At 45.9% G+C, this 11,948-nt stretch carries 10 protein-coding genes; all 10 read right to left on the reverse strand.

Going from position 1 to position 11,948, the window contains the following annotated elements:
• Positions 1–144: 144 nt before the first annotated feature.
• Entirely contained in the window at positions 145–1,392 is a 1,248-nt protein-coding gene (locus M1L52_RS16275) for a helix-turn-helix domain-containing protein (RefSeq protein ID WP_248616060.1), read from the reverse strand.
• Positions 1,393–1,772: 380 nt separating this feature from the next.
• Positions 1,773–1,928 (reverse strand): hypothetical protein, encoded by a 156-nt coding sequence (locus M1L52_RS16280; RefSeq protein ID WP_248616061.1) that lies wholly within the window; start codon positions 1,926–1,928, stop codon positions 1,773–1,775.
• A 283-nt stretch (positions 1,929–2,211) separates the two neighbouring features.
• Positions 2,212–2,490 carry an N-acetylmuramidase domain-containing protein gene (locus tag M1L52_RS16440; RefSeq protein WP_317231503.1) on the reverse strand — a complete coding sequence of 93 codons (279 nt, stop codon included), beginning with the start codon at positions 2,488–2,490 and terminating at the stop codon, positions 2,212–2,214.
• A gap of 169 nt (positions 2,491–2,659) precedes the next feature.
• A complete protein-coding gene (locus M1L52_RS16290; protein WP_248616062.1) occupies positions 2,660–5,911 on the reverse strand; it encodes a DNA primase in 3,252 nt (1,083 codons plus the stop codon).
• A 60-nt stretch (positions 5,912–5,971) separates the two neighbouring features.
• Positions 5,972–6,328, reverse strand: coding sequence for a hypothetical protein (locus M1L52_RS16295; RefSeq protein WP_248616063.1), 357 nt, complete (start codon positions 6,326–6,328; stop codon positions 5,972–5,974).
• A 3-nt stretch (positions 6,329–6,331) separates the two neighbouring features.
• Positions 6,332–6,982: a ParA family protein gene (locus M1L52_RS16300; protein ID WP_248616064.1), complete on the reverse strand. Its 651-nt coding sequence runs from the start codon at positions 6,980–6,982 to the stop codon at positions 6,332–6,334.
• A 25-nt stretch (positions 6,983–7,007) separates the two neighbouring features.
• Positions 7,008–7,421 (reverse strand): helix-turn-helix transcriptional regulator, encoded by a 414-nt coding sequence (locus tag M1L52_RS16305; RefSeq protein ID WP_073046681.1) that lies wholly within the window; start codon positions 7,419–7,421, stop codon positions 7,008–7,010.
• Positions 7,422–7,606: 185 nt separating this feature from the next.
• Positions 7,607–8,581 (reverse strand): DUF6043 family protein, encoded by a 975-nt coding sequence (locus M1L52_RS16310; RefSeq protein WP_248616065.1) that lies wholly within the window; start codon positions 8,579–8,581, stop codon positions 7,607–7,609.
• A gap of 18 nt (positions 8,582–8,599) precedes the next feature.
• Positions 8,600–10,111 carry an ATP-binding protein gene (locus M1L52_RS16315; RefSeq protein WP_248616105.1) on the reverse strand — a complete coding sequence of 504 codons (1,512 nt, stop codon included), beginning with the start codon at positions 10,109–10,111 and terminating at the stop codon, positions 8,600–8,602.
• Between the two features lie 75 nt (positions 10,112–10,186).
• Positions 10,187–11,716, reverse strand: a complete 1,530-nt coding sequence (locus M1L52_RS16320) for a site-specific integrase (RefSeq protein WP_248616066.1) — start codon at positions 11,714–11,716, stop codon at positions 10,187–10,189.
• Positions 11,717–11,948 lie beyond the last annotated feature (232 nt).

An 11,948-nucleotide genomic window follows, 5' to 3' on the forward strand; every position in this document is an offset into this window, starting at 1 on the left:
AAAAAAATCTCAACCCGCCCCGCGCCCAAATCGCCTGCCCGAAAAGTTTTGTAAATTTGTCTACCAGATTTTTACGATTTGTCCACTTTTTACGATTTGTCCAGTCGAAATTGTAAATTTGTCCAGTCCGTGCAGTTGTTCAACCTACATTATTACCCCCCCCGTTTCGCGCATCCACGTCGAGACGCTCTGGCCTGTGCGCAGCATGAACGCACGGCTGAAGGTGCGGTAAGTGCTGAAGCCGCTCTCCTCGGCCAGTTGCTGGGCGACGATGGGTTGGCCGGCCTTGGCAGCCTCCTGACAACGGCTGACGAAATAGTTGATGCGCAGGTTGTTGATATAGGTGTTGTAGGTGATGCTCTGGCGGGAGAAATACTGGCTCAGATATGAGCGGTTTGTGCCGATGGCCGATGCCAGTTGCGGCAGGGTGAGGTCGGGCTGCAAGTAAAGTTGCGTGTCGGCGCAGTGCTTTTTCAGCAACTGCTCAATTTGGTCGAGGTCGATGCTGACGAGAGACTCGCCACCAGACCCGCCCTGTGAGGGAGCGGGGGCTATAGACTTTTCTTCTATAATTTCAGTTTCGTCAGTAGTGGTTTTACGCTCCAGTTCTTCAGCGGAAGGACTAACTACGCTCATCCCTACAGGGAGGGGCTGGGGTTGGGGCTGGTTTTCTTGCTCCTCCAACTGCGGCAACGTCTCCACACGCCACAACAGCAGACCGAAGAGCACGAAGTCGGCAATGCGGATGAGGAAGAACGACGGGTCGTCGGCAGCGAATCCATAGACCACGACGAGCAGCAGAAGCAACAGCAGAAGCGTATGGCTGAGCCACACCTCCTTGTGCTCCAGGTCGGCATAGTTGTCGAGCAGCCACCGCCCGTATTGCCTGACGGCGAACACCATATATACGGTAAAGGCAACATAGGCCACCAGTGAATAGACGAGGGCAGGGACGAGGAATTGTCTGGTGGGGAAAGCCATCTGCAACACACCGAGCACGGCAATGGGAATCGAGGCCACGGCAACGGGCCACACGGGGCGGCGACGGTCCTGCAGCATGGCGAGCAGCGTACCAGCAAGGGTGATGAGCAGCGACACGCAGTCGAGCACTTCGCCCATGACATAGCCCGGGGAATAGTCCGTGCCATACATCAACTGGTTGTCACGGAAATAGAGGTAGAGGAGGAACCACCACGCATGGCCCAGCGCTCCCGCAGCATAGAACGCTGCCGCCCAGCGGCGCAGGCGCACAGGCGGCATGGTGCCTGGCGAGATGACGTTCACACGGCTCAGTAGCAGGTAGAGGCACAGCACGACGCACAGGGTCGCCGCTCCGCCGTAGAGCATGAAGTACAATATAGACTGTGGTGATGTATGTTCGAGCAGATTCATTTCCTTAATTGTATTTGCGTTGCAGAAAAGGTCGCTTTAGCAAGCGGCATGGCATAAAAACATAGCGGCTTCCCATTGCTTTTTGCATGGAAAGCCGTATATTGACGCGCACAGGCGCGTATATTATTAAATGTGGTGGACTGGCGGTTAGCGCATATGAGAGAGAGAGAGAGAGAGAGAGAGAGAGAGAGTAGCAAAATTATTGGAATGGCCAAGGAAATCGGTCATTCTTTTCACTGCGTTGGCATTATTTAACTCTCTGCGGGGCATGGGGATTACTCTGCTGGGGTTTTCGGTACCTTGTAAAATGATTAGTCTTCGTCCAAGTCGTTAAGGTCGAAGGACGGCATATGTTTGCCTGAACTCGTCGAAACTCATGGTTACATAAAGTCGCAAACACTCTTTACTGCTTCGTAAGCAGCATTGATTCGTGTACGTTCCTCCATAGAGATACGCCGCCGCTCCTGCATCCGTGCCTCAAAACGTCGTGCATCCTCACCGTAGAGGATGGGGGTTTCTTTGATTGGTCTTGCCATAAATAAATACGTATTTAACATTGAATATTCGGGTGTAAAAGTACAAAAAATAATTCAAATTACCGCAGGAATTCTCCTAAATTATTGATGAAAGGGGGCATTTCTTGACCTCTTGACCTCTGTGTCCCCCTCATCATCCATAACAGTCACGGTTGTCATGATGTCACCATCGTGAACTTCAAGAATTTCTTGTGGGTCTGTCCGCAACTGTATGGATGGAAGGGAAAGGGAAGACAGAATTGTTGCAACAAGTCAAAGAGCGCCTTTTTGAAATAGCAAGTCACTACTTACAGAATGAGAAATAAGCCTTAGAGAGTTTATCGTCATAGCGGTTCTGAGCATACGCAGGGCCGTTGTAGAGGCGTGCGAACGTAGGCCAATCCTTTTTCTGCAAGGCAGCAAGCATAGACTTGTTGCCACGGATGAAGCGTACGCTGAGCAGTAACTGCCGACATTCAGACTGGATGGCCTGTGTGGTTACATGAAGGGGATAGGATGCATGTCGCAGGTTGTCGCACCTGTCGCCATCATCAGAACCAGTGATTAATAGGGAGCAAGAGATGTTGTATCAATCATATCTACCCATAATTACTGCTACAATAGAGCTACAGAACGATATGTCTGGGCTTATAGTGCGACAGCATGCGAGGGCGATGCTACAAGCGGTACGGTTGCTAAGTGCCTGTAAATCAGTTGTGCGCAAGTTGCGACAAGTGCGACATGAGGATTGCTTAAAACGGCAGTTCTTCTTGTTTTGTTTCGGTGGGTTCGTCATCAAGTGAGTCACTGAGGAATGTACTCAGGTTGATGCCGTAATGCTCGCAAACATCGGTATAGCAAAAGCAGAGAGGGCGGTCCTGCTCGGTGATGATCTTGCACTTGGGCTTTCCACCCTCCAACACATAGTTCTGCACAGGCTGGCCGTTGAAGTTGATGCGTTTGAACCGCTCGGCAGAGGTGGCCACGCCCAGAAACTCAGGAGAAATCTGAAGATAGTACTCTATAGACTCGTTGGGCAGGGTGCTGATATTCATCTCACGGCCAATCTTCTGATAGGCGTTGAGCGCTGTGTTCTTTCTGAGCATCAGTATCTGACGAGGCTCGCCAAACTCATAGCCATCCTTCATCTTGTTGGTCTTCAGGCGGTTCTTCGACTTGATGAGATAGTCCTTCTCGTTGATGAGTTCGCCCTTTTGCTGCGCACAGCTAATGAGGCTCCAGAAGTTGGTCACCTCGTCGGCACGGTTGCACAGCTTGTTTTGCCGGATCAGTCCGTCCATACAGAGGTCGAGCAGATGGTTATAGGTGAACGGGAATTCGATGCTTCCTTGTAGGGCAAGGTATGCCGATAGGGGGACAAGCCAGTTGTTCTCAATACGGTCTTTCAGTTCTGGATTCCACTTGGGATGTAAGGTGACATCAGTCTTTGCCTTTTCCCAGGCGAGTTCGAATCGCTCCGTGAACTTGTCGCGCAGACTCACGAGTTGGATGGTGATGTGCGTAGCACCATACATTCGCAGCTGCATCAACTCAGCAAAGCGTTCACGCTCCTGCTGGTTGTGGTGGTCGCGGTCGTAGGCCAGGAAGATGAGTCGCGTAAACAAGGCAATGTCGGCAGTCGGCATCTCCTGACCTGTGAGGATGATGCCAGAGTCCACCCTGGCCTGTTCGCGTTTCTTATCCTTGTCCATGTTCATACGACTGCGCCCGATGCATGCCCAGAGGTCTTTGAGCCATTCAATCTTCTTGGTGTCGATACCGTTCTTGTATTCGTCGATATGGACAAGGGCATTGCTGACGCTGGCTACGGCATCAGCCAGTGCGGGAATGGTGGCCGTCTCAATATTCTGAGGCTCGTTACCCACGACGAAGAAAGCCATCATCGTCTCAGCCAGTTCGGTCTTACCAGAACCCTTTGGGCCAAAGATGTTGAGGATAGGGAAAGAAGGTGACTTCTGCTTATAGACATCCTTGAAGAGCGTAGCCATATAGAAGCAGAGGCTGATAACCGCATTGTCGCCAAACACATCGACAATCTTGGTGAAATAGTCGTGTAAGGAGATATTGGAATAGGTCTGGTGGCGGAATTTGCGTTCATTGGAATACAGTTCCGTAGAGTCCTTGTAAATCTGCGACATGGCGGGAAGATAATAGTTGTGTTTCTCCAGCCTGACGATGCCCTTGTCATCTACAGGATGCCAGACACCATCTTCCAAGGCACCATTGCAGAAACAGTAAAAGCCCTGCTGTTGCCAACCAAGTTGTTTGATTTCCACGGCGGTTTCAGACACCTTGGCCAGATAGCGCATCAGTTGGATTTGTGAAGAGTCATCTGCCAGCCATGTATAGTTGCCTATACCGACAAGTTTCTGACGCAGTTTCTTGGAAGAGGTGAATTCCTCCATATTCAGCTCGATAATCTCTTTTTGTCCGTCGGAGTTGCATATCTCGAACAAGCGGATGGGATGAATATCATCCTTGACATGGAACAGGGGCTTCAGAGTGAAGTTAGACCATTGCTTCTCCTCTCCCTTCTGGTTATAGCCATAATAACAGCCATGCTGGACGGTAAAGCCAAAAGAACGGAGCATGTCAATGTCGCCCTCGTTGTTCTTCTCGGAGAGTTGCTTCTGCCGTTTCTTCATAGCGGTATTGAGAGCCTGGCGCCAGATGGTCTTGTTGCCGTCAATCCTCGCAAGAGCAGTGATGTATCGCTCCCGAATGGCTTCGTCCTTGATACAGAGGAGCAATTCACAAGTCTCGTCGATGGCTTTCTGTTTCTCCTCCGTCGTACCGTTCTTGTTGAACCGTTTCTCAAATGCCCATAATAGGAACTCGCGTTCCTCCAACTTGGCAAGATCGGCTTTGTCAGTGAAGAACTCATCAGGGTCTATCTTCTTTGGTTTTTCTACGCTGAGGTCATTGGGAATCTCCTTGACGCTGACGGTGAAGCCTTGGTGCATGGCGAGGGCTCCATTATGGATAACGTTACAAAAGCCTGCACCGAGTTCTTCCTTGTCTTTCGGAATATCTGAGTCTGGGATAAAGCAGAGCGTGCAATCCTGTAAACGATAGTCTTTCAGTTTCTGGAACTGATTGACTGTCCATGAGCCACCAAGGGAGGCTATGGCATTGAAGATACCAACTGACTGTAGCTTCATCACATCAGGTGCCCCCTCTACTAAGTAAAGCTTTCTGTCTCCCCGTGCTTTCTTGATGGCAGTGTCGATTCCAAAGATGGAACGGGACTTGCAATACAAATCGCTGTCGGCAGAATTGAGATACTTACAATCCGACTTGTCGTCTATCGCCCTTGCCGTGAATCCCTCGATATGGGAATATCTGTCACGGATGGGAATCATGATGCGGTTACGATAGACGCAGTAGACGGAGTGTGTCTTCTCACTCAGTTTCAGAATGCCCATTTCCTGCATCAGTTCCAAACTAAGGCCTTCTTTCTTTGCATAGTCGATAACGGATGTCCAATTGTCAGGAGCATAGCCGATATGCTTCTCCTTGCAATACTCTTCGTTCCATCTGCTGAGCATATATGCATTTGCTGACTTGGCATCTGGTGTTTCCTTCCCTATTTCCTGGCAGAAGAATGCGCAAAGCCTTTCATTGATAATGCGCATGGACTCCAGTTTCTTGTATCGCTCTTCCTCTTCGGGTGTGGACTGGAGATCTGATTCAGACAAGTCAATATGCAATTTCTCCTTCAGCAGTTTCTTGACAGCAAGGGGAAAAGTGAGACCGTCCTGTTCCATCACAAAGTTGATGACGTTGCCACCCTTGCCACATCCGAAACAGTGGTATAGGTTCTTGGCCGTGTCAATGTGGAACGAGGGTGTGTCCTCCTGATGGAAAGGGCAGCATCCTTTTGCGGTATGGCCTCTGAGCTGAAGCTTGACACCATAGTCAGATACCACTTCTGCCAGATCAACCTCGTCAAGAACCTTGTCTATGTATTTCTTATCAATCATAATAGAAAATCACTTTTGTATTATATAAGCGTTACTTTATATTATATAATGGTATAAGGATTAAAGGCTACTGAGTTCCTTCCTGTGTTCCTCCATGAAGGCTACTATCATAGCCGCTGCCAGAGCACGGATAGGGATGTTTCGCTCCGAGTTAGCACGAAGTTGCTCTATCTGTTTCTTAACCTCTGTGGGTAGCCATACAGCAGCACCTTGTCCTTTTACACCAGTATAGTCCTCCAGTCCTTCGGTGAACTTCTTCCAACCAACGGCATGCCAGTCGGACTTTTCCTTACGGAAGGCTGCAGCATTACCATTGGATTCAGCGTTTGCACCTGTTATCTTTGTGACACTCTCCGCAAGAGAGATTCCGTTGACGTTCTTTGAAAGCAACGGGTTTATAACTTTCTTCTGTACCATGTCTTATAGTTGATTGATGATTTCAATGATTCTGTCAAAAGCATGCTCAACGGCAGCATACTGGTATTTGTCAAGAGGGTAGAGTGTGGAGTATCGCTTGATGACCACGCTCTGCTTGATTCTCGGCGTGACCGTTCCAAGCCGGCCAAGAACAGAGATGGTTTCATCTCTCATTTCACGCTCATGTGCCTTGCCTTCTGTGGTGTTGATGCGGTTGGGCAGGAAAACCAAGCGGGCAGATGACTTCTGGCTGATGACGGAAACAAAGATGCCTGTCGCATCAATGGTATCTACATCGTAGGACATGGGAATGACAATAAGGTCGGCCATCGAATAGAGGATGGAGAGGTTATTGTCGTTGAGATTGCCAGGGCAGTCAGTCAATACAATGCCGTCATGTTCTTTATACTCATTCATAGCCGCTTTTACTATCGTACTATCAAGTGTATTGAGGCGGGTGATGGCCCAGGGCACAGTCTGCCCCGGGTCTGCTTCCACCTCACGCTCACGATGTCTGGACAAAGATGCCTGAATATCGGCATCCACGGCTACAACAGGGACTCCCTTCATAGAAAGGTACTCCGCAAAGTGGGCGCATAGCGTGGTCTTACCCACACCGCCCTTGATATTCGAGAAAAGAATAATTTTACTCATGAGATTATGATTTTATACTATACATTTATATACTACTACCGGAATCTTCATTGGTATTTCCTTTGCGTAGCTTCTGAATATCCTCTGCGCGATAGAATACCTTTCGGCCGATATTGATCTGCGGGAGGTATTTGTTGTTGTTCCAAAGCCAGAGAGTCGTAGAACTTACCGACAGCATCTTCATGACCTCGCTTTTTGGAATCAGTTCTTCTTGGTTGTCAACATTACTCTCAGCTTTTTGAGATTTTTCAGCCAGAAGTCGCTCAGAGAGTTCACGGGCAAAGGCAATGGCACCTTTCCCTGTTAGGGTGAGGGAGATGTGGTCACCGCCCTTAGAGATTGCAGACACGAGTCGCTTTGCAAACAACTCACTTTCTTCACTTGGTTCAAAGTAGCCAACCTGGTCGGCATCCTTTGCAAAAGCATTTGGTTTAATCATTCCTTATAATATTTAGAAGTTTATATTCGTTTGTGGGGAATGAGCGCATAAAAACGACTTGTCCCCGATTCGATTCATTTCAAATCGGGGGCAAAAGTACGAATTTTCTAAATACCGTCTAAGTGAATTAAATGCAGATGTTTGCGCTGTCAGTCAGAAGCGCAAATAACGCAAAGAACGCAATGCTATTTAAGCAACTCGTCCCTAAAAAACTTTAGTTCCTGAGTAAACCAGGAGTTCTCAATAACCAGTTTGCCTTTAGCATCTCTGTGATATAGCGTATGGAAATAATACTGGATATTTCTTGCCTTTACAAAAGCCAAATCCGGGAACTCCAAGGCCAGCGCTTCTCTATACTCTGTCATTTGCAGTCTATTACTTATGACGGGAGAGGTAGCTGGCGCAATAATGATATCCTTTAATACGATGAGTAGTAGGACAAGGTCATTGCCTGTTGACTTTTTCTTCAGCAGTTCATGGATGTTATTCAAGAGCTTTTCCTTGCTTTCCCTGTTGGGCACATTGATAATCTCAGACAGCGGCTTATATACCTTTGTGGGAAAAGTGATAGGTTCTGGTAGCTTCTCAATATCATCTGTTTTTCCGTCCTCTAACAGCAATACCTCATTGGGTAGAAGTTCGAACACTTCATTGTAGGGAAGTGTCTTCATTTCTGTTTTGAGATTCCAAAACCTATTCCAATCTTCTTTTGTGCGTACGCCAGCCTCCAAGCTCTTTTTCACAACATATTTGTTGGCGATATAATTCAATGGAAGTTTGAGAATGCCAAGTTTATAGCCAGGAATTGGGTTCTTAATCTTTGAATAGATCCATTCATAACTATGGTCAAAGTAGATCCAATAGAACAGAGCCATCAAGAAAGGCTCTGGGTCTGTGTAACCCATAGCATTGATCATTCTTTCTATGGTGTGGGAACGTTTGATGATGTCTGCCATCTCATGTGGAATTCTAACGTCATCTTCTACAACCAGACGGGGGACTCGGAACGACATCTGCTTGACTAGCGCAAAGAATACGTTCATGATACGCAACTCTTCTTGGCCTAAAAGACCAAGGAATCTATAATACTCCACTAAATTCTCTGACTGCCATTGCTTTAGGTCTGCCAGAAAATCTTTAAATGTATATTTGTTATCCATCTACAATCTTTTTCTTGTCTATTCAATAATCTCCCAAAAACCGCCTTTATCCGGACCAACTCGACGAAGGTATTTGCCGCGCATATAATCTATATTACGCATAATGGAATTAACGCTAATTCCAACAGCTTTTGCAAGTTCTACTACAGATATATATGGATTGTCTATCATTAGTTCAAGTATGGTAATGCGGTTTTCTGTCAACTTATCATGATTGCTGATAGCTTTTTCTATCAACTTTTCTATCAACCCTTGACGATTTGCATTTACCTTTACATCGTTTCCATTCACCTTTTCATTCACCTTTTCATCCACCTTTTGCCCATTTCCATTCACCTTGGCAACATTTACATTCACGTTTTCTGTGACCTTTGGCACGGTAATTTTCAAGATGAACTCGTCTGTTCTGAAGGATGGAGCATTTGCACCATTGGCCTCCTGTTCACGGCAGATACGATCAAAACCCTCGCCAAACTCCTTAACATAATGATATGCTTTGAGGAATGCAGCAATCTTAGGATTACGAGAAAAGTGGGTATGCCTGATGTTGTTTGGCTTCACCTGTCCGGGGAGTTTGCCTGGGGATTCAAATACTAACCGGTCATCGAACATTTTGATTTGAATCTCTGTACCCTTAATGTTGTAGGCTCTGTGGCAGCAAGCGTTGACCGTCATCTCTTGAATGACGAACTCTGGATAGTCACGCTTTGTCACAAATTGAGCATGCTGTCCCAGGAATGTATGCTCGCGAACCTGAGTCTCGATAAACTCAATCGTCTTCTTAACTTGATTCAGTATGGTTCCCTCAAAGATGACGTCCTTGATGACATTCATCTCTGCGCCAACTTTCTCGTCAACACCTTCATAGCGGATGAAACGGGTACGACTGCGAGGGAAGAAGTTCTGAGGGTTCTTTCCGAAAAGCAGAATGCAGGCTACGCTGACATCCTCTTCGCCTTTCTTGTTAGTCTTGACAAAACCGTTATTCTCTCGTAAGTATTCAAGTGGTGACCTACTGTAACCTACCAATTTGGCATATTCAGCAACGGCATCCATATTGATATCGTCAATGGTTGCGCCATATACAGCCGTATCTTCGTAGGAGCGTTCGCCTTTGTCGTACATCAGTTGCATCCGCTCTTCGAATGTCAGTTTGCGGCTCTTGTCACCCACACGGATATAGGCTTCATCAGCCTGATTTGTGTGAAGGAACTGGCTGGCAGGAATATCCATCAGCAGAATACGATCAGAATTGCCTTCATCGTTAGTGCATTCCATATAGCGACAAGTTACAGGAATAGTAGGATTGCAGAAATCAAATGGCACACGGAGCAGCTCGTTCAACTTAGCAGTATGTTGGTTAACACCCTCTATCTTTCTTGTCTTGTCTGATATGCCAATTGCCAACATACCACCATCGGCATTAGCCATCGCCACGATAGGGATAGCCAATGCCTTTGGATCTATCTGTATGCTTTTCAGGTCAAACGTCTGACCTTCTTTCCCTGCCCTTATTTCTTCTATTGTCATCATTTGCGTGCAAAGTTACAACAAAAACTTCAAATTACTATACCTTATTGTATAATAGTTAACGCTTAAATCTACTTATCCAATCATGTCAATAACATTTTTCAGTGTCTCGTCCTCAATTTTACGATAACGTTTGAATGCCTTGGAACCATCAACATGACCGGACATCTTACCAATCAAGTTGGGGTCGGAAACTTTAAAGTATGCATTGCCAACGAATGTGCGGCGAGCAAGGTGGCTTGCTGCAATTTCGTTAATAGGGCGGATTTCGTTCTCTCCTGTCAATGTGTTGCGTACTTCCACATTGCGTGTAATTCCTGACATGGTGAATATTGCCTTAATTGCGTCGTTATACTTTTGAGCAGAAATAAACGGGAACAGCCTTCCTTTTTTATCCATGCCTTTATATTTCTCTATCAGTTCTTTAGCTTTGTCGTGCAATGGAACACGAGCCTGAATGGGTTCGTCGCCCTCGTCTTTTGTCTTATGTGGGGTGTATACAAGAATTCCATTGTTGATATGCTGGGGAGTTAACTTAACAAGGTCACTAACTCGACATCCTATGAAACAGTGGAATACGAATATATCCCTACACATTACGATTGTCTGGATGGGCATCTTGCATTTCTTCTTGAAATCCTTATCCATAGTCTCCCATATTGCTTCAAGATTCGTATCTGCAATCTTATTACGTTCTTCTATTGTGATGTAAATCGGAGTTCCCACCTTAGCCGTACCTATCTTTACGCCGTCAAATGGCCTGTTGGTTGTTAATCCCTCTTCGTAGAAGAACAAGAAAAGAGATTTTAAGCGGGTTCGCATCTTGATAATGGTATTATCACCTCTTTCTTCAAGATAGTTGTGTCCCTTTTTGATGGCAGCAGGATACTCGTTAATGAGCTTCTTAAACAGTTCTGGATATTCGTCGGACAGTTTTTTCTCGTTACGAAGATAGTAGGTAAGATCTTCTATATCCTCTTTAGTAACTTTATCTATATCAAATTCATAATTACTCCTGTCAATATCCGTCGCCTTGACAAAGCCTTGATAACGTGCAATGGCTCTCGACAATACACGATAGACACGTGCATGCGACTCGGCAAGCTGTCGTTTTTCGATATACTCTTCTACAAGTTCAAAGAAGGAGCCTTTGTGTTGTGGCTTGATCTCATATTTCACTGGATTATGAAATTTGTCTATCACTAATTGAAGCCAATCACTCGTCATTTGAATATCTCTGTTTGCCTCGTATTTCTCGATAATAAATTTCTTCAATTCATCCAATTTGGCAGACTGCTCACGGTGATATCTGACTTCAGGTGTTTCAAGTCGTTGTTTTACAACAATAACACCGCTCTGTCGTAAGACGTAATGATGTTTGTCGGCTTTTTCTGTAGTGGAAGTAGTCAGGTTGCCAGGTATCTTCACTCCTAATTTTTCGGTTTTATCTCTGTCAATGTAATATTCGAAGAACTCTGGAGAGACAAAAATACCGCTTTTTGCCCTTGTATTAAACTTTGTACCTTGGAAGAAGCGGATGAGTACTTCGCACATCCCAGTTTCCTTTTGTACCTTGCTTGATATTCTTAGCTCTATCTGTGCCATAACAATTTGTTTTTTTTAACTCGTTTGCAAAGGTACAAAATAGATAGAACCGAACCAAACTTTTTGGCGTGTTTTTGGCGTGATAATTTAAAATTGGCGTGATTAGTTCGATAATTGTTAAAATTATATAATTATATAACGCGTTTATTTTCAGAGATTTACAAACATTTGAATTAGATAGAAATCGATAGGATTTAACGCTTTGTTGTCCGGGTACCCCAACAAGAAAATC

The organism is Prevotella sp. E13-27 (genome assembly GCF_023217965.1).
Taxonomy (GTDB): domain Bacteria; phylum Bacteroidota; class Bacteroidia; order Bacteroidales; family Bacteroidaceae; genus Prevotella.